We start from the raw sequence: 20,343 nt of genomic DNA on the forward strand, positions 1-20,343 counted from the left end.
CATCTATAGGGGTATCTGGCAGGTTTCTTCATTCAGGATGTTTCTACAGCTCCGGCCTGCTCAAAAGGAAGGTGACTTATGCGTATTGATCGTTTAACCAGCAAATTGCAGTTGGCCTTATCGGACTCCCAATCCCTGGCGGTCGGTCTCGACCACCCGGCAATTGAACCTGCGCACTTGATGCAGGCGCTCCTGGAGCAACAAGGTGGTTCTATCAAGCCCTTGTTGATGCAGGTGGGCTTTGACATTAACAGCCTGCGCAAGGAGTTGAGCAAAGAGCTCGACCAACTGCCGAAAATCCAGAATCCTACCGGCGACGTGAATATGTCCCAGGATTTGGCGCGCCTGCTGAACCAGGCCGACCGCCTGGCCCAGCAGAAAGGTGACCAGTTCATCTCCAGCGAGCTCGTGCTGCTCGCCGCCATGGACGACAACAGCAAGCTCGGCAAATTGTTGCTGGGCCAGGGCGTGAGCAAGAAAGCCCTGGAAAACGCCATCAACAATCTGCGCGGCGGCGAGGCGGTGAATGACCCCAACCACGAGGAGTCGCGCCAAGCCCTGGATAAATACACCGTTGACCTGACCAAGCGCGCCGAAGAGGGCAAGCTTGACCCGGTCATCGGCCGTGACGATGAAATTCGTCGCACCATCCAAGTGCTGCAACGCCGTACCAAGAACAACCCCGTGCTGATCGGTGAGCCTGGCGTGGGTAAAACCGCCATCGCCGAGGGCTTGGCCCAGCGCATCATCAATGGTGAAGTGCCGGACGGCCTTAAAGGCAAGCGCCTGCTGTCCCTGGACATGGGCTCGCTGATCGCCGGCGCCAAGTTCCGTGGCGAGTTCGAAGAGCGCCTCAAATCCCTGCTCAATGAATTGTCCAAGCAGGAAGGGCAGATCATTCTGTTTATCGACGAACTGCACACCATGGTCGGTGCCGGTAAAGGCGAGGGCTCCATGGATGCCGGCAATATGCTCAAGCCTGCCCTGGCGCGAGGCGAGTTGCATTGCGTCGGTGCCACCACGCTCAACGAATACCGTCAGTACATTGAAAAGGACGCGGCTCTGGAGCGGCGTTTCCAGAAAGTGCTGGTGGAAGAACCCAGCGAAGAGGACACCATCGCCATCCTGCGTGGCCTGAAAGAGCGTTATGAGGTCCACCATAAAGTCGCGATCACTGACGGCGCGATCATTGCGGCGGCCAAGTTGAGCCATCGCTATATCACCGATCGTCAATTGCCCGACAAGGCCATCGATTTGATCGACGAAGCGGCCAGCCGGATTCGCATGGAGATCGACTCCAAGCCCGAAGTGCTCGACCGCCTGGATCGCCGCCTGATTCAACTGAAAGTCGAATCCCAGGCGCTGAAGAAAGAAGAGGATGAGGCGGCGAAGAAACGTCTGGAAAAACTCCAGGAAGAAATCGTCCGCCTGGAGCGGGAGTATTCGGACCTCGAAGAAATCTGGACCTCGGAAAAAGCCGAAGTGCAGGGTTCGGCGCAGATCCAGCAGAAAATCGAGCAGTCGCGCCAGGAGCTGGAAGCCGCACGCCGCAAGGGCGATCTGAACCGCATGGCCGAGTTGCAGTACGGGGTGATCCCGGACCTGGAACGCAGCCTGCAGATGGTCGACCAGCACGGGCACAGTGAGAACCAGTTACTGCGCAGCAAGGTGACCGAGGAAGAAATAGCCGAGGTGGTCTCCAAGTGGACCGGCATTCCTGTGTCGAAAATGCTTGAGGGCGAACGCGACAAGCTGCTGAAGATGGAAAGCCTGTTGCACCAGCGCGTCATTGGCCAGGAAGAGGCCGTGGTGGCGGTGTCCAATGCGGTGCGGCGTACCCGCGCCGGGTTGTCCGACCCGAATCGCCCGAGTGGATCGTTCATGTTCCTCGGCCCGACCGGAGTGGGTAAGACCGAGCTGTGCAAGGCCTTGGCCGAATTCCTCTTCGATACTGAAGAGGCGATGGTGCGCATCGACATGTCCGAGTTCATGGAGAAACACTCGGTGGCGCGCCTGATCGGCGCCCCACCAGGCTATGTGGGCTACGAGGAGGGCGGTTACCTGACCGAAGCCGTGCGGCGTAAGCCTTACTCGGTGATCTTGCTGGACGAGGTCGAGAAGGCGCACCCAGATGTGTTCAATATCCTGTTGCAAGTGCTCGAGGACGGCCGCCTGACCGACAGCCACGGCCGTACAGTGGATTTCCGCAACACGGTGATTGTGATGACCTCTAACCTGGGCTCGGCGCAGATCCAGGAGTTGGTGGGCGATCGCGAGGCCCAGCGGGCAGCGGTGATGGATGCGCTGACCTCGCACTTCCGCCCGGAATTTATCAACCGGGTGGATGAAGTGGTGATCTTCGAGCCTTTGGCCCGGGATCAGATTGCGGGTATCACCGAGATCCAATTGGGACGCCTGCGTGCACGCCTAGCCGAGCGCGAACTGGCGCTGGAGCTGAGCAGCGAGGCGTTGGACAAGCTGATCGCGGTGGGTTACGACCCGGTGTATGGCGCACGGCCGTTGAAGCGTGCGATCCAGCGCTGGATCGAAAACCCGCTGGCGCAGCTGATCCTGTCGGGCAGCTTTATGCCCGGCACCCCCGTCAAGGCGACGGTGGAGAACGACGAAATCGTCTTCCATTAAGCCTGGCAGCCAGTGCTGTAAGAGGAGGCCCCGCATTGCGGGGCCTTTTTTTTCGATAGGGCGTTGAACTGTAAGGCAAAGGCTTGTAAAGTGCGCCCCGCAGCAACGTCAGCCCACGGGTTTCTTCTCCCCAAGAAGAAATCAGAAAGAAGCGCAAATCATTGTCTTAAAAGCAATTTAAAGGGTTGACAGGGGTTTTTAAGATTGTAGAATAGCGCGCCTCAGAGACGCTAACGTAGCGATACGGACAGGGTCGAAGAGAAGGTTTTACCGTAGTAAAAGTTGCACTTTGAAATATGTAGTTCCGTGATAGCTCAGTCGGTAGAGCAAATGACTGTTAATCATTGGGTCCCAGGTTCGAGTCCTGGTCACGGAGCCAATTTCAAACCGGGGTATAGCGCAGTCCGGTAGCGCGCCTGCTTTGGGAGCAGGATGTCGGGAGTTCGAATCCCCCTACCCCGACCATATTTGGGTCGTTAGCTCAGTTGGTAGAGCAGTTGGCTTTTAACCAATTGGTCGTAGGTTCGAATCCCACACGACCCACCATTTTTGAGACCAGTTAACGCTGGAATCAGATCTTAAGATCAGAGGCCAAAAGCACTGATCGAAGAAGGCGACTGAAAGGTCGCCTTTTTATTACCGGGGTATAGCGCAGTCCGGTAGCGCGCCTGCTTTGGGAGCAGGATGTCGGGAGTTCGAATCCCCCTACCCCGACCATATTAAAAATCCTCGTATTGAAAGATACGGGGATTTTTTTTGTCTGAAAATTATCTCAAGTTCAACACAGCACTAATGTGGGAGGGGGCTTGCTCCCGATAGCGGTGGGTCAGTTAAGTATTTTTACCTGACCCACCGCTATCGGGAGCAAGCCCCCTCCCACATGTCTCAGTGCAGTTTCAGACGCGGCTCAGTCCCCCGACCGATCTTGCTGCCCAGCATCAGCATCGCCGTGCGGAAAAAGCCATACAGCGCCATCTGGTGCATACGGTACAGCGACACGTAGAACATCCGCGCCAACCAGCCCTCCAGCATCACACTGCCGGTCAGGTTGCCCATCAAGTTGCCCACGGCGGAGAATCGCGACAGCGAGATCAGCGAGCCGTAGTCGGTGTACTTGTAGGTCGGCAGCTCCTTGCCTTCAATCCGCAGCTTCAGCGATTTGGCGAGCAATGAAGCCTGTTGGTGAGCGGCTTGCGCGCGTGGCGGAACATTGCGGTCGGTGCCCGGTTGCGGGCAGGCGGCGCAATCGCCAAAGGCAAAGATGTTTTCGTCACGGGTGGTCTGCAGCGTCGGCAGCACCTGCAGTTGGTTGATGCGGTTGGTCTCCAGGCCATCGAGGTCCTTGAGAAAACCCGGTGCGCGAATCCCGGCGGCCCACACTTTAAGGCTGGCCGGGATCACCTGGCCGCTGCTGGTGATCAGCGCGTCGGCGGTCACTTCGCTGACGGCCGAGTTGGTCAGCACGGTCACCCCCAATTTTTCCAGGGTTTTATGCACAGGCCCGCCAATCCGCTCCGGCAGCGCGGGCAATACCCGAGGGCCGGCTTCGATCAGGGTGATGTGCATGTTTTCCGGCTTGATACGGTCCAGGCCGTACGCTGCCAGCTCATGGGCCGCGTTATGCAGTTCGGCGGCCAGTTCGACGCCGGTGGCGCCGGCGCCGACGATGGCGACGCTGATCTGTTCAATGGTGTCGGTTTGCCCGGCGTGTGCGCGCAGGTAATGGTTGAGCAACCGCTGATGGAAGCGCTCGGCCTGCTTGCGGGTGTCGAGGAACAGGCAATGCTGCGCCGCGCCCTCGGTGCCGAAATCGTTAGTGGTGCTGCCCACGGCAATCACCAGGCTGTCGTAGCTCAGTACGCGCGCAGGTACCAGCTCCCGGCCCTCTTCGTCGAGGGTGGCGGCCAGTTGGATTTTCTTCTGTTCACGGTCAAGCCCGCTCATACGCCCCAGCTGGAACTCGAAGTGGTTCCATTTCGCCTGGGCGACGTAATTGAGTTCGTCTTCCGAAGAGTTCAGCGAGCCGGCCGCGACTTCATGCAGCAGCGGTTTCCAGATATGCGTCAGGTTGGCGTCCACCAGCGTGATGCTGGCTTTGCCGCGTTTGCCCAGAGTCTTACCCAGGCGGGTCGCTAGCTCCAGGCCGCCGGCACCGCCGCCGACGACAATAATACGATGGGTCATGGGGATATCTCGCAAGGCTAAAAGAAATCGGAGCAGTTACCCCCGCGAGCGCCAGGCAGCTCATAGCGTCAGGTAACTCAAAAGGCGGCTCAGCAAGCCGAGCCCGATCACCACCACCAGCACCACACCAAGGAGCAGCCACGGCCTGAAAGGCTTGCGCTCGACTCTGTGCTGGGAGAGTTGCAGGTACTCTTCGACATGCTGTTGGTCATCGGGTTTCAGGCGGCTGGTCATAAAGGCCTCGTCAGGTAGACGTTGCAAAAGGGCGCCACGTTACAGCCAGGGCATCAAAGGCTGATGCCCACATCGAACACTATGCTGCGGCCCAGGTTGTTGCGCAAGAAATCCGGCGCTTCCGGATGCGCGAACAGTACCCGCGCAAAGGTTGGCCCCACCAGCGACAGCGAGCGCCAGCCCTGGCGCAGATATTCGGTAGGCGGTGGGAAGTGGCTGTTGAGGTCCAGCACTTCGCGTTTGAGGCTGGTGAAGGCAATGAGGTCCAGTTCCCCCAGGTCCATTCCGCGTTCTTTGTAGTTGTGCGCTTTTTTGCGCAGGGTCGGGGCCAGGCGCAGGAGGAACTCGTGGGCAGGGATGCGCCTTGGCTTGGCTTCGCGGCGCACCAGTTGGCTCAAGGAAAAGGCGCTGCGCCGGCGCAGCAATTCGTCGCGCCATTCGTCGTTCAGCCGGCGGCCTTCGTCCAATACGAAGAACACCTCAAAACTGGCGTCGCGAAACAGCACGTCCGGCGGCTCCTGGCCGGCGGCGTGGAACTCCTCGGCGCGATAGGGCACGTTCAAGCCTTGCAACAGGCGCTGACAGACCCAACGCTCACGCTCCCATTTGCGGGCATTGGACAGGAACGCGTTGGCTTGTTCGGCTGCTACGGTGAGCAGGCGCAAATAATCTGAGTCATCCATAGGCGTAGCTTAGCGTTCAAATGATGACCGCAGGAAGACTCGTTGCGGGCCCAGCGTTGCTCAGCCTTACAGCTGGCTACCCTGTAACCTGGCGATGTAATCTGACCATCCGGCAGCGACTCTGGAAACGAGGCGTTCATGTACAGGATCAATGCGGCCAGGCCCATGACGGGCTATGAGGCGGCTAGACAGGTGAAACGGTGATCGGCGCGGCGGTACTGATGCCGCAGACCCTTGGCATCGGCTGGCTGTTGTATGCCCCGCTGGTGGTCTGGGCGATCTGGCGTGCGCCTTGGGTCGAGGTGTTTGCCGACCGACGGCGCCAGCATTTGCTGTTCGGCACGGTGTTCGCGCTGTTCATGTTATGGCTGGTGCGGCGGGATTTCGATACGGGGGTGTCTTACCATTTTATCGGCATGACCGCCGTGACCTTGCTGCTGGACTGGCCGTTGGCGATCGTGGGTGGGTGTGCCGCGCAGTTGGGTTTGGTCTGGCTGGGGCGTCAGGATTTCGCCGCAGTCGGTGCGAACGGCCTGCTGTTGATTGGGCTACCGGTGCTGGTGACCGAAACCTGTGCGGCGCTGGTAGAGCGGGCGCAACCGCGAAACCCTTTCGTGTACATCTTCTGTTCCGGCTTTTTGGCTGCCGCCTTGTCGGCGTTGCTGTGCCTGTTGGCCGGCCTGGGGCTGCTATGGTTCGATGGACGATTTGCGATGCCGGAATGGCTGGAAGACTTTGTAGGCTACCTGTGGCTGATCATCTTTCCCGAAGCGTTTATCAACGGCATGGTGATCAGTGCCCTGGTGGTGTTCTGTCCGGACTGGCTGGAGACGTTCAACCGCACCCGCTATCTCTCGGCACCCTGGAAGGATGACGATTCGCGGGGTTGATCCAGATCAAACACCGGATGGCCGCAGGGGCCCATGCTCGGCGAAATTTCAGGAGCACGAATCATGAGTGTGTACGAATGGGCACGGCAGGAGTTGCGCAGGAGCCAGGATGCCGCACAGGAAATCGGGTTTGATCCGGGCCTGACCCTGCGCGCCATGCTCAGCGCGGTGGTGGAGCAGAGCACGGGCGTGCGCAGCTTTGAAGACCTGGCCGACGAGTTGCAATACCTTGCGGAAAACCTCGACGACCAGCAGGAATACGCCTTTATGCGGCCTTAGTGGCGCGGCGGCAGGTCTTCGGAAAACAATTCGTCTTCGGCGTCAGGGGCCACCGGGATCTTGTGTTCTTCAGCAGCCCAGGCGCCCAGGTCGATGAGTTTGCAACGGTCCGAGCAGAACGGCCGGTTGAGGTTGTCGGGTTTCCATTCCACGGGGGCGCCGCAGGTTGGGCAATCGACGGTCAAGGGTTGGCTCATGATCGGCCTCCACGCAAAGTGAGATAAAAGTGGTGCAGTCGCTCGACCTCGCCGTGCAGCCAGGCAAGGTCCTGGTCATTGACCAATACGTCATCGGCATGGTTCAGGCGGTCTTCGCGGCTCGACTGGGCCTTGAGAATGGCCTGCACCTGTTGCTCGCTGATGCCGTCGCGCTGCAGGGTACGCTGAATCTGCAGGGATTGCGGCACGTCGATCACCAGGATCCGTTGGGTCATGCTGTATTGACCGGATTCGATCAGCAGCGGTGACACCAGAATCGCGTAGGGTGATCGGGCGCGCGCCAGATGGTCGCGAATCTCTTCGGCGATCAGCGGATGCAACAAGCCTTCCAGCCAGAGACGTTCGGCGGGTACGTCAAAAATCAATTTTCGCAACGCGGCGCGGTCCAGCTGGCCGTCCGGTTGCAGCACGCCGCTGCCGAAATGTTCGGCAATGCGCGCCAGTGCCGGCCGGCCGGGCTCTACCACCCAGCGGGCTGCATGATCGGCGTCGATCAGGTCGACACCCAACTTGGTGAAGTGCTGGGCCGCAGCGCTTTTACCGCTGCCGATCCCGCCCGTAAGGCCGAGAATCCAGGGTGTTGCAACAGGAGTGGTCATCTGAAACCGACAGACTGCAAATAGAAGTCGGTTATTTGACCACCCCAGAGCAATGCAATCCAGCCGGCAATTGCCAGGCAGGGGCCAAATGGCATCGGCACCGACGCTCCGGTCTTGCGCCAGCGCATCAGCAGCACGCCGACGAACACGCCGAGCAGTGACGCCATCAACAGCGTCATCGGCAGGATTTGCCAGCCACCCCAGGCTCCCAACAATGCGAGTAGCTTGAAGTCACCATGGCCCATGCCATCCTTGCCGGTGACCAGCTTGAACAGCCAGAACACGCTCCACAGGCTCATGTAGCCAAACACCGCGCCCCATAACGCATCGGGCAATGTCGCCAGCAGGCCCGCGCTGTTGACCATAAGCCCCAGCCATAGCAGTGGCAGCACCAATGCATCCGGCAGCAACTGGTGATCCACATCGATCAGGCTCATGCCCAGCAGCCCCCAACTCAGCAGCAGCACCGCGCCCGCCTGCCAGCTGAAACCGAAATGCCAGGCGACATTCGCGCTGATCAGCGCGCATGCCAGTTCGGTGAGGGGGTAACGCGCGCCGATGGTTGCATGGCAATGGCTGCAACGCCCCTTGAGCATCAGGTAGCTGAGCACGGGGATGTTTTCCCAGGGGCGAATCCGCTGGTCGCAGCGCGGGCAGCACGAGCCGGGGTGCATGAGGTTATAGACCGGCCCCGCCGGTACGACGGGCAGGCCGAGAATTTCATGGGCCTGGGCGCGCCATTCCCGCTCGAGCATTTTGGGCAGGCGCCAGACCAGCACATTGAGGAAACTGCCAACGATCAGGCCCAGCAGCAGCGCCACGCCCACAAACACCCAGGGCTGCTCGCCCAGCAACGCACTCAAAATGCCGACCCTAATTGAAACACCGGCAGGTACATCGCAATCACCAATGCACCGACAATGCTCCCCAGCACGACCATGATCAGCGGTTCCATCAGGCTGGTAAGGTTATCGACGAGGGTTTCTACGTCGGCCTCGTAATGGCTCGCGACCTTGTCCAGCATGCGGTCCAGCGTGCCGGACTCTTCGCCGATTGCTGTCATCTGGATCGCCATGCCGGGAAACAGCCCGCTGGCGGCCATGGATTGATTCAACTGCATACCCGTTGATACATCGTGGCGCATATGTTCGATTGCCTGTTTGAAAGGGCCGTTACCGACGGCGCCGGCCACTGAGCCCAGTGCCTGCACCAGGGGAACACCTGCCGCAAAGGTGGTTGAAAGCGTGCGGGCGTAGCGGGCGACGGCCGCTTTGTTCAACAGTTTGCCTGCCAGGGGGACTTTCAACAAACCCGCCTCCAACCCGTGGCGAAAACCCGGCGAAAGCCGGTAGGCGTGGCGCAGCGCGCCTATTGCCGCGCCCAGGCCCAGCGCCAGCATCCACCAGGCCTGTCGCAGAAAGTCGGAGAGGGCGATGACCCCCAGGGTAAAACCGGGCAATGGGCTGTCGACCCCGGCGAACAGGTTCTGGAATTGCGGCACCACCTGCATCAGCAACACTGCGCTGACCAGGCTGGCCACCACCAATACGGCGAGAGGGTAGGTCATGGCTTTCTTGATTCTGGTCTTGAGCCGTTGGCTTTTTTCCAGATGAATGGCCACTCGCTCCAGCAGCGTTTCCAGGGCACCTGCCTGTTCACCGGCGGCAATCAAATGGCAGTACAGCTCATCGAAATAACGGGGGTATTGGCGCAGCGTGCTGGCCAGGCTGTTACCGGCGGCGACGTGTTGTTTCAAACCCTCGACCAACTCGCGCAGCGCTCGGTTCTCGACGCCCTCGCGGATGATGTCGAAAGCTTGCAACAAGGGGATGCCAGCCTTCAACAGCGTCGCCAGCTGGCGGGTGAACAGGGCGATGTCGGCGGACTGAATCGGCGGAGCCAGGCTTGGCAGGCCCGACGATTTCCTGCGCACACGCTCGGGGCAGATGCCTTGCTGGCGCAGTTGCGCCTTGATCAGCGCCAGGTCATGCCCCGTGGTTTGCCCGCACACCCGGCGGCCTTTGCGGTTGATGCCTTGCCAGGTGTAGATCGTTGAGGTGTCGTTCATGTCGCCTTCGCACATGCAGGTTGAGAATTTACAGCTTAGTCAGAGGGCGGATGCAGGCCAGGCTGGCGTTGGCCGATAAAATGTCAGATTGTGCGTCTGGTACGCGATGGGCCACGCAGGGATGAGTACACTGGCGCCGCTGCACAATACGGGGCGCAGGACGCGCCTTGTCATGGTTCTATTCTGGAGAGTGAAAGTGATGCGTCAGAAAGGCTTTACCTTGATCGAATTGTTGATCGTCGTGGCGATCATCGGCATTTTGGCCACGATTGGCTTGCCCATGTACACCAAGCACCAGGCCAAGGCCAAGTTCACGGCGGGGTTGGCGGAAATCAGCGCGTTGAAGGCCGGCTACGAGGATGTCATCAACCAAGGCACGGTGCCCAAGCTTGATCTGATCGGCGGCAACAGTCCCACCGCCAATTGCAAGATCGACGTGACAGGCGATGTTGCGACGGGTAGCGGCTCCATCAGCTGTGAAATCCTTGATGCGCCTGCGCCCGTGCTGGGCAAGACCATCACCTTGACGCGCAGCGCCAACACCGGCTGGACCTGTGTAACCACGGCCGATGCGCAATACGTCGCCAAGGGCTGTGGCGCCAACGGAGCATGACGGCGACCGGGCGGTGAGCGAGCCGGTTGCCGCATGTTCAATGCGGTGCTAGCTTTAGCCCACCGCCCGTGTAGCTCAGCCGGTAGAGCAGCGCACTCGTAACGCGAAGGTCGCAGGTTCGATTCCTGTCTCGGGCACCAAGGCAACACTGTTTCAAGGGCCTGTTTCAAAGGCCTGTTTCAAAGGCAATGTTTTCAGATGATCCCAGAATGGTTCTGAAGGCCAGACGAGCGGGTATTCGCGCCCACTCTTTTGTATCTGCGCAACCTTGATGACCCAGATGCATCCCCATTCCTCGATCTAAGAGAACGACATGACCACGACTGAGATGACCCAGGAAGTTCGGCACCAAGCAGCACTCGACAAATACCTCGAGGCAACGCCGCAGCTTAAAGAAGAGATCAAGGACCTGAGCGCGGATGACCAGCGTGATCAGGTCCAGTGGGCATTCGAGGACGAGGCAGAAAGCCAGGGCCTCCAGCCTTGGGAACTGACCCTCAAATACACCTCTACACCGGAAGAGTTCGAAGCCACACGCCTTGTCTTGCACAAGGAGGCCGCCGAAGTGCTGGGCGTCGAATGGGAAGAGTACTGCGAGATGAACAACCTCGTAGTTTGAAGGCAGCCTGTAGGAGCGAGCTTGCTCGCGAAAAACGTTAACGATACCGCGTGAACTCTGAATGCACGCGGTGCCTTTGAGTTTTTCGCGAGCAAGCTCGCTCCTACAGTCAGGGCGCTTTAGATACTCAACCGCATCGACAAATCCACCGCCTTCACATCCTTGGTCATCGCGCCAATGGAGATGTAGTCCACGCCGGTCTCGGCGATGGGCAGCAGGGTGCTTTCATTGATCCCGCCGCTGGCTTCCAGCTTGGCCTTGCCCGCGTTCAGCCGCACGGCTTCGCGCATGTCGTCCAGGCTCAGCTCATCCAGCATGATGATGTCGGCGCCCGCCGCCAAGGCTTCGCGCAACTCCTCAAGACTCTCCACTTCGATTTCCACTGGTTTGCCCGGCGCAATCCTGTGGGCGGCGCCAATTGCCTGGGCAATGCCTCCGCAGGCGGCGATATGGTTTTCCTTGATCAGGAAAGCGTCATACAACCCGATGCGATGATTTTGGCAGCCGCCGCAGGTGACGGCGTATTTCTGTGCCAGGCGCAGGCCCGGCAGGGTCTTGCGGGTGTCCAGCAGCTTGACCTGGGTGCTGGCGACGAAATCCGCCAAGTATTGGGCACGGGTGGCGACGCCGGACAGCATCTGCAGGAAATTCAGCGCACTGCGTTCACCGGTGAGCAGCGAACGCGCCGGGCCTTCAAGGTGAAACAGCGGCTGGTCGGGACTGACACGCTCACCGTCGGCGACCTGCCAATGCACCGCGACGCGCGGGTCCAGTTGGCGGAATACCGTATCCACCCAGGCGGTACCGGCGATAACGGCTGCATCACGGGTAATGATCGTGGCCTTGGCCAGCCGTTCGGCCGGGATCAGCTGTGCGGTGATATCGCCACTGCCGATGTCTTCCAGCAGTGCGCGGCGCACGTTGGCTTCGATTTCGGCGGTGAGGTCAGCAAGACGCAGATTCGGCATAACAGGCTCCACAAACAAAGTGTCGCGATTATAGGGGTTGTGTGGATTGGAACCCAGGCTGGTCAGTCATTTAGCGCGCAGGGGCAGAGTTTGCTGGCGCAACCGCCCTCATTTGCCAGATAATCTCGCGCCTTGCAATTGGCGTCATAGCTTTGACGTCCTGATGGTGACCAGGTATTGGCAGCGCCCAGAGGGCTTGCCTGCGTTCCTTGCCCATCTCAACACCCGCCGCTTCAGGAGGCCAGGATGCACAATGACGGGAAGGTGGTGCCGATCAAGCAGGCTCAAGCCACGCCATCGCCGCTCGCACGCCTGCCGGTGGTGGTGTTGCAGGTGCGTGACAAAGCCGCGCAACACCTGCAGCAGGGGTTGCAGGAACTGTTCGATAACGCCGACGACACGTTGTTCGAAATGGCCGACAAGGCCCGTAGCACCGTCGACCAGCATATTTTCTTCGAGGCCATGCGCGACCTGCGCCTCAAGCGCAAGAACTTCGAGCGCGTGTTCATGGAGCAGCTGTTTGCGGGCTTCGCCAACCTGGGCCAGGCCGATAGCGTCGGGTTGCATCCGGTGCCGGTGGTGTCCTACGAGGTGACCAGCGGTACGCGGGCGGATGCGCGGGAAAAGGCCGTGGCGCTGGAGGCGATGCTCGGTCGCGTGCAACACCGTGACGGCTTGGCGCTCGGGCAATTGAGCGCGCGGTTGAGTGAGGTGTTGGGCAGGTGCATGAGCGATCAGGAGAACCCACTGGGCCCGGCACGGCTTTGTCAGTTTTTTCTGCAGGCGGGCCGCAGCCTTGGGGTGGAGATCCGGGTCAAGCTGATCATGCTCAAGCTGTTCGAGAAATATGTACTCAGCGATGCCGACCAGCTCTATGGCGACGCCAATCAACTGCTGGTCGCTACCGGGGTGCTGCCTGAACTCAAGAGCGTGCCGTCCCGTCGTGCCGGTGGGCGTGCGGCGCGTGAGCTTCAATACCAGGCCCGTGTGCCGGCTGCCGAACCGCCGTGCGACGAAAACGGCCAACAAGCCTTTGCCGCGTTGCAAGCCCTGCTGGTCGCGGTGCGCGGTAGCGTAGCGCCGACGCTTGAAGCCACTGCACAACCGCAACCCATCGCCACCCGAGACCTGCTGCGTCTGCTTTCGCATTTGCAACAATATGTACCGGAGCCTGCGGCGGAGGACGATTTCGACCTGCGCAACCAGCTCGAACAGTTGCTGACCCGAGTCAGCGTCAAGAGCGGCAAGTCGCGGGTGGTGGAAACGGCAGACGAGGATGTGATCAACCTCGTCGCCCTGCTGTTTGAGTTCATCCTCAATGACCGCAGTCTGCCCCACGCCTTCAAGGCCCTGATCGCGCGTCTGCAGATCCCGATATTGAAAGTCGCCGTGCTGGACAAGAGCCTGTTCAGCTGCGCCGGGCATCCGGCACGGCGCTTGCTCAACGAGATCGCCAGTGCCGCCCTGGGTTACAGCCCGCAGAATGGCGATCAGAACGACAGCCTGTACCTGCGTATCGAACAGGTCATCCAGCGCCTGTTGACTGAGTTCGTTGAAGACCCGGCGATTTTTTCGCAGTTGTTGACGCAACTGAGCCCATTCATTGAAGAAGAGCGTCAGCGCAGCGAGTTGCTCGAACAGCACACCCGTGACGTCGAGCAAGGGCGCCTGCGTACCGAGGTGGCCCGCCAGCGTGTGGCCCAGGCGCTCAACCGGCGGTTGTTGGGCAAGGCCTTGCCGCCGTTCGTGGTGCAATTCCTGCAACAAACCTGGAGCCAGGTACTGTTGCTGGCCACTCTCAAGCATGGCGAACAATCGGTGCAATGGCAGACCGAACTGCGCACCATGGACGACTTGATCTGGAGCGTCGGCCTGCGCGAAGACACCGAGGCCGGCCGGCATTTGCTCGAGCAATTGCCAGGGTTGCTCAAGGCATTGCGCGACGGGTTGGCCAGTGCGGCGTTCGATCCTTTCAGTACGCGTGAATTCTTTTTGCGCTTGCAGGCCTTTCACGTTCAAACCTGCGAAGGCGAGGGCGACGACAGGCTGATTGAAGTCCGCGAGCCCTTGGTTCTCGGCAGCCAGTTGTCGGACGCCTTGGAAGACCCGCCCGACGATGACCCGGACCTGCTCAAGGTTCACCAGTTACGGATCGGCGGTTGGGTAGAGTTCCAGCAGGGCCCGGACACCGCGCTGCGGTGCAAGCTCACCGCGATCATGGCGCCAACTAATCGTTATATTTTCGTCAGTCGCGCGGGGCTTAAAGTGCTGGAGCAAACCGCCGGCCAATTGGCCATGGCGTTCAAGCAGGGCGCCCTGCGCAACCTGGACGAGGGTTTGCTGTTCGAGCGCGCGCTGGCTGCGGTGGTTGGCAACCTGCGTCAACTCAATCGCGGCAAGTGATCGCAACGGCAGGGCGGAACGCGGCATACTGGTAACACTTCGTCTCATTCAAGGAGCCTGTATGCAGTTGGACCCCGTCAGCGGTTGGTTCGAGGGCATTCGCCATTGCCCTTCGCCCAACTTCAACGAGCGCCCGGCCGGCGAGATATCGCTGTTGGTGATACATAACATCAGCCTGCCCCCGGCGCAGTTCGCCACGGGCAAAGTGCAGGAGTTTTTCCAGAATCGCCTGGATGTCTCGGAACACCCCTACTTTGAAGGCATTGCCAGCCTACGGGTGTCTGCGCATTTTCTGATTGAGCGCGACGGCACGGTCACGCAATTTGTCGCATGCCGCGACCGGGCCTGGCATGCAGGCGTGTCCAGCTTTGATGGGCGTGAAGTGTGTAATGACTACTCCCTGGGGATCGAGCTGGAAGGCACCGACGAGCTGCCATTCACCGATGCCCAATACGCGGCGCTGATTGACCTGACGCGCCAATTGCTCGCAGCCTACCCTGGGATCACTGCCCAGCGTATCTGCGGTCACAGCGACATCGCCCCCGGCCGCAAAACCGACCCGGGCCCGGCTTTTGATTGGATGCGCTTTCGCGGCGCGCTGCAGGATGGAGGACATAAACAATGAGTTTTCTGGTGCTGGTGCTGGCGGTGTGGATCGAGAAGTTCTCGGCCTTGCGCCAGCGGTTGCAGCGCGACGGCGGCTGGCTGCATGAGCTGGCCAAGCTTGAATCGAGCCCGCGCATGGGGACGCGGCCGTGGCTGATCCTGCTGGTGCTGGTGGTGCTGCCCGTGGCCTTGCTGGGCTTGCTGCTGTTGGTGCTGGAACCCGTGGCCTATGGCTTGTTGGCGTTGCCGGTGCACGTGTTGGTGGTGATCTACAGCCTCGGCCGTGGCGATCTGCTGGCCGCGCTGGGGCCGTTTCGTGATGCCTGGCGGCGGGGCGATCTGCAAGCCGCCGAGCATGTGGCCGAGCGTGACTTGACGCTGGGTGCCGACAACGGCGCGCAGTTGCTCGAGCGGGTTCAGGGCTATTTGCTGTGGCAGGCCTACCAAAGCTTTTTCGCAGTGATTTTCTGGTATTTCCTGCTGGGCCCGGTGGCCGCTCTGGCCTACCGCCTGCTGGCGCTGGCCAGTGAACACAGCCAGAACCCGCTGGTGGCCGAGCGCGCCACGCAATTGCGTCATGCCTTCGACTGGCTGCCGGTGCGCCTGCTGGCGGCGAGCTTTGCCCTGGTGGGCAATTTCGTCGGGGTCAGTCGGGTGATGCTCCACGAACTGCTGAACTGGGATATCAGCGCAGCACAGTTGGTGGAAAAAGTCGGCCTGGCCGCCGCAGAAATACCGCCGCCAGCGGTGGGCGCCGAGGGCATCAACAGCCTTGATCGCCTGTGGGAACTGCTGCTGCGTGCGGCGGTGCTGTGGTATGCCGGCTTTGCCATCTGGACTGTGTTGCCCTGAGCCACTCGGCAGGGGTTAACCCCCTGCCGTTAACCTTACGTTACAAAACTCCCTTTGAAATTGAGCTATACAGACAGAGCGCCAAATAGTGGCTATCTGCCGCCGCCCTGCGCCTCAATAAAAATAAAAGAAAGGGGGATCACCCGTGAAGCGCTTGCTCTATCCCGCCGTCGCGTTGATGAATCGCCTGAGTTTCGGCATGAAATTCAGTCTGATCAGCGTGCTGTTCCTGCTGCCGATGCTGGCGACCAATTACTTTCTGGTGCGTGACGCCTGGGCTGAATTCCAGGGCACCCGCATCGAACTGCAAAGCCTTGATCTGCTCGGCAGCAGCCTGATAGTGCGTCGCGAGCTGGAGGCGCTCAATAACCAGGTGCAGATTAATACGACCCTCGGCCAGTCCGGCAAGGCCGGCGACCTTGAAGCCAGGATCGCTGCCGTGGAGCAGAGCGTACTCAGCCGTGTGCAGGGGCTCAGCGCGATGGCTACCCAGCCTGAGCAGATTGCGGCCTTCGACACCAAGCGTGACGAACTGATTGCCGCGTTCAAGGCTCAGCAACAGGAAACCTCACTGCTCAACAAAAGTGCGTTGATCGGCAAATTGCTCAACCAGGCCCAGATACTCAGCCAGATCATTGCCAGTCAATCCGGCTTGAGCCGTGATCCCCAGAGCGATCTGCGCCAGCTCAGCGACCTGATCACCGCCGTCACTCCACAAGTCACTCAGCTGCTGGGGGAGGGCCGGGCGATGGGCGCGTATTCCCTCGGCCAGGGTTTTATCAATTCATCCTCCAGCACACGCTTCGACGAACTGCTGCAGCAGCTGGAAAAACTCCAGGGCGAATATGCCTTGAAGCTGCAGGATGCGCTTGGCGCCAGTCATGCCGCGCAGGCAGCACTCGATACTGCGGCGCAAGCCAGCCGGGCCAGCCTCAAGCAGGGTGCGGAGTTGTTCGAAGAACAAGTGGTGGTGGCTGAAACCCTCGACACACCGTGGCAGGGCTTTTACGACGGCGTCAGCCAACTGATGGCCAAGACCTATCAACTGGATGACGCCACCCTGGCATTCCTCAAGCAGCAATTGGAGCAACGCCTGGCACAAAAGCGCGTGCACATGCTGCTGCTGGTCACGGCGCTGGCGGCGGTGTTTGCGCTGATTTTCTATTTATACGCGGGCTTCTATGCGTCCACACGCATGACCTTGCGCAGCCTCGGGGCGATGATGGACAAGGTGGCGGCGGGCGATATGACAGTCACCTTCGTTGCCGACAGTCGCGATGAGCTGGGGGACCTGGGCCAGGTATTCAATGGCACCGTGGCCAAGATCCACGACTTGATCGAACGCGTCGGGCACACGGTCGCCCAGGTCGAGCTGCAAGCCGGGCAGGTACAAACGGTGTCGGCGCAGAGCAACCAGGCAGTGGCCGGCCAGCGCAGCCAGATCGAGCAAGTGGCAACCGCGATGAACCAGATGTCATCCACCGCGCAGGAGGTCGCGCGCAGCGCCGCAGCCGCCGTCGGTAGCGCCCGCAGTGTCAACGATGAAACCGTCAGCGGCCGTGGGCTGGTGCAGTCCCAGCAAGGCAGCATCGCGCGCCTGGCCACGGAGATTGATGAGTCGGTGCGGGTGATCAACCAGTTGGCGGCCGACAGCCAGGCCATCAGCAGCGTCCTGGAAGTCATCAAAAGCATCGCCGCGCAAACCAACTTGCTGGCGCTCAACGCGGCTATCGAGGCCGCGCGCGCGGGTGAGCAGGGGCGTGGTTTTGCGGTGGTGGCCGATGAGGTGCGCACGCTGGCTCGGCGTACCCAGCAGTCCACCGAAGAAATCGAGCAGATGATCGGGCGCCTGCACAGCGGCGTCGGCGCAGCGGTCAAGGCCATGGGCGCCAGCCATGACACAGCCAGTGGCACGGTGGGGCAGTCGGAAAAAGTCCAGCAGGCTTTGGAAAACATCCTTGGTGCGGTAGGAATGATCGTCGATCAAAACCAGCAGATCGCCGCCGCCGTGGAGCAGCAAACGGCCGTCGCCCATGAGATCGACCAGAATATCGTCGCCATTCATCGTGCGGGCGAACACGCGGCGCAGGGTGCCGACCAGACCGAAGCGGCCAGCCGCGAGTTGTCGCTGCAGGTGACGCAATTGAAGCAATTGATTGGCGCGTTTCGCGTGTAGGAATTTTCGTTCGGATTTGATGCTGTCTGGCGTGACTGAACGCCATTGCCATCGACGAACCCTTTATCTGTACGTATTGCCACGCGTGCCTGCAGCTGTGTTGCCAGAAACAGCTGCGCCAATTCCGCGCCCTGGACCAATGGGCGCGGGTGCGGCCGAGCATGATCATGCTGACATGCGTGACCTTGCTGGCGGCACTGTTTGCTGAATGGCTGGGGTTACTCACGGTGATCGGGCAGTTCAATATTTCCCTGACGACGCTGTTGATCCATTGCCTGGTGCTGCGCTACGCCCGTCCTCGACAAAGGATGACCTTGAACCTGCAAGCCGTCAGCCCGCTACCAATTGAACACTTCGCGCGCGTTGCGTGTGCTCGCCTCAGCCAGCCGTGAAGCGCTGATACCCATCCGTTCGGCCAGGGCGTGGCAGATAGCCGGCAAGTGCGCGGGGCTGTTGCGCTGGCCCGGGTACATGGCCGGGGCCATATCCGGGGCGTCGGTCTCCAGCACCACGGCTTCCAGGGGCAATTGGGCCAGCACCTTGTGCATGCGCAGGGCCTGCGGCCAGGTGGCGGCGCCGCCCAAGCCGAGCTTGAAGCCGAGCTTGATGTACTCGCGGGCTTCTTCCTGGCTGCCGGCGAACGCATGAATGATGCCGCCACGCGGTAGGCGGATGCGCTTGAGCGTGGCGATCACTGCCGCGTGACTGCGGCGTACATGCAGCAAGGCCGGCAGTTGAACGTCCACCGCCAGTTGCAGCTGGGCCTCAAACAGCGCTTGCTGGCGCTCGCGGTCCAAGTGCTCCAGAAAGTAATCCAGGCCGATTTCACCCACGGCGCATAGCTGGCGATGGCCCTGCAGTCGCGTCAGCCAGTCGCCCAACTCCAACAGGTCGGCGGGGCGATGCTCATCGAGATACACCGGGTGCAGGCCGAAGGCGGCGAACAAGCCTTCATCCTCCAGCACCAGATCCCACAACCTTTGCCAATTTTTCTGATAAACACCTAGCAGCACCATGCGCCTCACACCCTGATCGCGGCTGCGGGCGAGGACTTCGTGGCGATCGCCATCGAAGTCCGCAAAGTCCAGGTGGGTGTGGGTGTCGATCAGCTCCACGCTCAGGCCTCGTGAATGCGCTGCTTGAAGGTGCGGCTGATCCCGTGCACGCCGGGCTGGTAGTGTTCTTCTTCAATGGCGGCCAGCGCCAGGCGCAGGGCGGTGTCGGCGATCAGTTGATGCTGCTGGGCCATGGCGTTGACCGGCAGCGGCAGGAAGTCCAGCAACTGAGTATCGCCAAAGGTGCCCAGGCGCAGTGGCCGTGACTTGAGTGGCACGTCGTGCAGTGCATCGAACACGCCTTGCAGCAGTACGTAGGACGTGGTCACCAGGGCGTCAGGCAAGTGCCCCAGGCGTTGCAGTAATTGCTCCATCAGCTGTCGCCCGCAGTCTCGGCTGAAGGCTTCGCCCTGTTCGATGATCACCTCACCAGTAAAACCGTGCAGGGCTTCACGAAAACCCGCGGCGCGTTCCTGGCTGATGCTCAGCTCCGGGCGCGCGCCGATCAGCGCGATTTGCTTGGGCAACGGTTGCAGCAGGCTGCTGGTGAGTTGCTGGCAGGCTTGGCGGTCATCGCTGACCACCGAGCAGAACTCGCTGGGCTCCATGACCCGGTCGATGGCGATCACCGGCAAGCCTTTGGCCTGCAGCTCGCGATAGCTGTCATCGCTGGCCGGCAAGCAGCTGGCGACGAACAACGCATCGCAACGCCGCGCGCGGAACAGTTGCAGCAGTTGGCGCTCGCTGTCGGCCTCGTCATCGGAGCTGGCGATCAGCAATTGATAGCCGCGCGCCCGCGCCCCCTGTTCAAGCAACTTGGCAATGCGTGCGTAACTGGGGTTTTCCAGATCCGGCAGGATAAAGCCCAAGGTGCGTGTGTGCCGGCTGCGTAATCCGGCGGCTTGTGGGTTAGGCGTAAAACCATGGGCCTGGACCACGGCCCGCACTCGCTCGACAGTCGCGTGACTGATGCGCTGTTGTTCGGCCTTGCCATTGATGACATAGCTGGCGGTGGTCACGGACACACCGGCCAGACGTGCGATATCACTGAGTTTCAAACCGGGATTTCCTTGTTTTTTAGAGCGTGCCCCGACATTTTGTTCAATCCTAACCGATTCCAGCCTGTGGCCAATGTGCCACAGCAGGCGCCGAGTGGCCCTTCAAGCTTGCGCAATTAACGCGTAATCTGCCATAAATTCTAGATTAAACGTTTCAGCAAGCGTATTTTTACGATGTTCGCCACTGAGTAGCTA

At 60.5% G+C, this 20,343-nt stretch carries 20 protein-coding genes and 5 tRNA genes; 15 read left to right on the top strand and 10 right to left on the bottom strand.

Going from position 1 to position 20,343, the window contains the following annotated elements:
- Nucleotides 1-78: 78 nt before the first annotated feature.
- The 5 genes from clpB (at nucleotide 79) to C4J88_RS03810 (ending at nucleotide 3,360) form a co-directional block, all read left to right on the top strand.
- Nucleotides 79-2,643: an ATP-dependent chaperone ClpB gene (gene clpB / locus C4J88_RS03790; RefSeq protein ID WP_124361235.1), complete on the top strand. Its 2,565-nt coding sequence runs from the start codon at nucleotides 79-81 to the stop codon at nucleotides 2,641-2,643.
- A 303-nt stretch (nucleotides 2,644-2,946) separates the two neighbouring features.
- Nucleotides 2,947-3,022: transfer RNA gene (locus C4J88_RS03795), tRNA-Asn, on the top strand.
- A 9-nt stretch (nucleotides 3,023-3,031) separates the two neighbouring features.
- A tRNA-Pro gene (locus tag C4J88_RS03800) sits at nucleotides 3,032-3,108 on the top strand.
- Between the two features lie 5 nt (nucleotides 3,109-3,113).
- A tRNA-Lys gene (locus tag C4J88_RS03805) sits at nucleotides 3,114-3,189 on the top strand.
- Nucleotides 3,190-3,283: 94 nt separating this feature from the next.
- Nucleotides 3,284-3,360: transfer RNA gene (locus tag C4J88_RS03810), tRNA-Pro, on the top strand.
- A gap of 168 nt (nucleotides 3,361-3,528) precedes the next feature.
- Here the strand turns inward: C4J88_RS03810 and C4J88_RS03815 are convergent.
- Genes C4J88_RS03815 through C4J88_RS03825 form a run of 3 tightly spaced genes read right to left on the bottom strand, consistent with a single transcriptional unit; the run spans nucleotide 3,529 to nucleotide 5,744 of the window.
- Nucleotides 3,529-4,827 carry an NAD(P)/FAD-dependent oxidoreductase gene (locus C4J88_RS03815; protein WP_124361239.1) on the bottom strand — a complete coding sequence of 433 codons (1,299 nt, stop codon included), beginning with the start codon at nucleotides 4,825-4,827 and terminating at the stop codon, nucleotides 3,529-3,531.
- Between the two features lie 60 nt (nucleotides 4,828-4,887).
- Complete coding sequence (locus tag C4J88_RS03820) at nucleotides 4,888-5,061, bottom strand: DUF3094 family protein (protein WP_124361240.1); 174 nt, start codon at nucleotides 5,059-5,061, stop codon at nucleotides 4,888-4,890.
- A 53-nt stretch (nucleotides 5,062-5,114) separates the two neighbouring features.
- Nucleotides 5,115-5,744, bottom strand: a complete 630-nt coding sequence (locus C4J88_RS03825; RefSeq protein ID WP_124365784.1) for a DUF1780 domain-containing protein — start codon at nucleotides 5,742-5,744, stop codon at nucleotides 5,115-5,117.
- Nucleotides 5,745-5,944: 200 nt separating this feature from the next.
- Here C4J88_RS03825 and C4J88_RS03830 point away from each other — a divergent pair, with 200 nt between their 5' ends.
- The gene (locus tag C4J88_RS03830) at nucleotides 5,945-6,634 is read left to right on the top strand and encodes an energy-coupling factor ABC transporter permease (protein WP_124406255.1); all 690 of its coding nucleotides are present in this window, start codon (nucleotides 5,945-5,947) and stop codon (nucleotides 6,632-6,634) included.
- A gap of 63 nt (nucleotides 6,635-6,697) precedes the next feature.
- Nucleotides 6,698-6,913: a hypothetical protein gene (locus C4J88_RS03835; RefSeq protein WP_124406256.1), complete on the top strand. Its 216-nt coding sequence runs from the start codon at nucleotides 6,698-6,700 to the stop codon at nucleotides 6,911-6,913.
- Here C4J88_RS03835 and yacG read toward each other — a convergent pair.
- The 4 genes from yacG to C4J88_RS03855 are packed head-to-tail and all read right to left on the bottom strand — an operon-like array spanning nucleotide 6,910 to nucleotide 9,798.
- Complete coding sequence (gene yacG / locus C4J88_RS03840) at nucleotides 6,910-7,110, bottom strand: DNA gyrase inhibitor YacG (RefSeq protein WP_065887991.1); 201 nt, start codon at nucleotides 7,108-7,110, stop codon at nucleotides 6,910-6,912. The genes C4J88_RS03835 and yacG overlap by 4 nt on opposite strands.
- A complete protein-coding gene (gene coaE / locus C4J88_RS03845; RefSeq protein ID WP_124365786.1) occupies nucleotides 7,107-7,730 on the bottom strand; it encodes a dephospho-CoA kinase in 624 nt (207 codons plus the stop codon). The genes yacG and coaE overlap by 4 nt, the downstream gene beginning before the upstream one ends.
- The gene (locus C4J88_RS03850; protein WP_124365787.1) at nucleotides 7,727-8,593 is read right to left on the bottom strand and encodes an A24 family peptidase; all 867 of its coding nucleotides are present in this window, start codon (nucleotides 8,591-8,593) and stop codon (nucleotides 7,727-7,729) included. The genes coaE and C4J88_RS03850 overlap by 4 nt, the downstream gene beginning before the upstream one ends.
- Nucleotides 8,590-9,798 (bottom strand): type II secretion system F family protein, encoded by a 1,209-nt coding sequence (locus tag C4J88_RS03855; RefSeq protein ID WP_124365788.1) that lies wholly within the window; start codon nucleotides 9,796-9,798, stop codon nucleotides 8,590-8,592. Before C4J88_RS03855 ends, C4J88_RS03850 begins: the two co-directional genes overlap by 4 nt.
- A gap of 199 nt (nucleotides 9,799-9,997) precedes the next feature.
- On the opposite strand from C4J88_RS03855, the gene C4J88_RS03860 reads away from it, so the two are divergent.
- The 3 genes from C4J88_RS03860 (at nucleotide 9,998) to C4J88_RS03870 (ending at nucleotide 11,030) form a co-directional block, all read left to right on the top strand.
- Entirely contained in the window at nucleotides 9,998-10,411 is a 414-nt protein-coding gene (locus C4J88_RS03860; protein ID WP_124368933.1) for a pilin, read from the top strand.
- A 64-nt stretch (nucleotides 10,412-10,475) separates the two neighbouring features.
- Nucleotides 10,476-10,551, top strand: a tRNA-Thr gene (locus C4J88_RS03865).
- 173 nt (nucleotides 10,552-10,724) lie between these two features.
- Nucleotides 10,725-11,030 (top strand): DUF6388 family protein, encoded by a 306-nt coding sequence (locus C4J88_RS03870; RefSeq protein ID WP_124361246.1) that lies wholly within the window; start codon nucleotides 10,725-10,727, stop codon nucleotides 11,028-11,030.
- Nucleotides 11,031-11,149: 119 nt separating this feature from the next.
- Here the strand turns inward: C4J88_RS03870 and nadC are convergent, their stop codons facing one another.
- Nucleotides 11,150-11,998, bottom strand: a complete 849-nt coding sequence (nadC, locus tag C4J88_RS03875) for a carboxylating nicotinate-nucleotide diphosphorylase (RefSeq protein ID WP_124406257.1) — start codon at nucleotides 11,996-11,998, stop codon at nucleotides 11,150-11,152.
- Between the two features lie 246 nt (nucleotides 11,999-12,244).
- Here nadC and C4J88_RS03880 point away from each other — a divergent pair, with 246 nt between their 5' ends.
- The 5 genes from C4J88_RS03880 to C4J88_RS03900 all read left to right on the top strand — a co-directional run bounded on the left by C4J88_RS03880 (nucleotide 12,245) and on the right by C4J88_RS03900 (nucleotide 18,427).
- Nucleotides 12,245-14,401 carry a DUF1631 domain-containing protein gene (locus C4J88_RS03880; RefSeq protein WP_124406258.1) on the top strand — a complete coding sequence of 719 codons (2,157 nt, stop codon included), beginning with the start codon at nucleotides 12,245-12,247 and terminating at the stop codon, nucleotides 14,399-14,401.
- Between the two features lie 61 nt (nucleotides 14,402-14,462).
- The gene (gene ampD, locus C4J88_RS03885; RefSeq protein WP_124406259.1) at nucleotides 14,463-15,026 is read left to right on the top strand and encodes a 1,6-anhydro-N-acetylmuramyl-L-alanine amidase AmpD; all 564 of its coding nucleotides are present in this window, start codon (nucleotides 14,463-14,465) and stop codon (nucleotides 15,024-15,026) included.
- Nucleotides 15,023-15,859 (top strand): regulatory signaling modulator protein AmpE, encoded by an 837-nt coding sequence (gene ampE / locus C4J88_RS03890; protein ID WP_124406260.1) that lies wholly within the window; start codon nucleotides 15,023-15,025, stop codon nucleotides 15,857-15,859. Before ampD ends, ampE begins: the two co-directional genes overlap by 4 nt.
- Before the next feature lie 145 nt (nucleotides 15,860-16,004).
- Entirely contained in the window at nucleotides 16,005-18,035 is a 2,031-nt protein-coding gene (locus C4J88_RS03895; protein WP_124406261.1) for a methyl-accepting chemotaxis protein, read from the top strand.
- A 35-nt stretch (nucleotides 18,036-18,070) separates the two neighbouring features.
- Nucleotides 18,071-18,427 carry a hypothetical protein gene (locus C4J88_RS03900; protein ID WP_124406262.1) on the top strand — a complete coding sequence of 119 codons (357 nt, stop codon included), beginning with the start codon at nucleotides 18,071-18,073 and terminating at the stop codon, nucleotides 18,425-18,427.
- On the opposite strand, the gene C4J88_RS03905 is transcribed toward C4J88_RS03900, so the two are convergent.
- Both C4J88_RS03905 and cra read right to left on the bottom strand, forming a co-directional pair.
- A complete protein-coding gene (locus C4J88_RS03905) occupies nucleotides 18,374-19,150 on the bottom strand; it encodes a TatD family hydrolase (RefSeq protein WP_124406263.1) in 777 nt (258 codons plus the stop codon). The two genes, C4J88_RS03900 and C4J88_RS03905, sit on opposite strands and share 54 nt — an antisense overlap.
- Nucleotides 19,151-19,152: 2 nt before the next feature.
- Nucleotides 19,153-20,148: a catabolite repressor/activator gene (cra, locus tag C4J88_RS03910; RefSeq protein WP_124361254.1), complete on the bottom strand. Its 996-nt coding sequence runs from the start codon at nucleotides 20,146-20,148 to the stop codon at nucleotides 19,153-19,155.
- Between the last annotated feature and the right edge of the window lie 195 nt (nucleotides 20,149-20,343).

The sequence above is a fragment of the Pseudomonas sp. R4-39-08 genome (assembly GCF_003852275.1).
Classification (GTDB): domain Bacteria; phylum Pseudomonadota; class Gammaproteobacteria; order Pseudomonadales; family Pseudomonadaceae; genus Aquipseudomonas.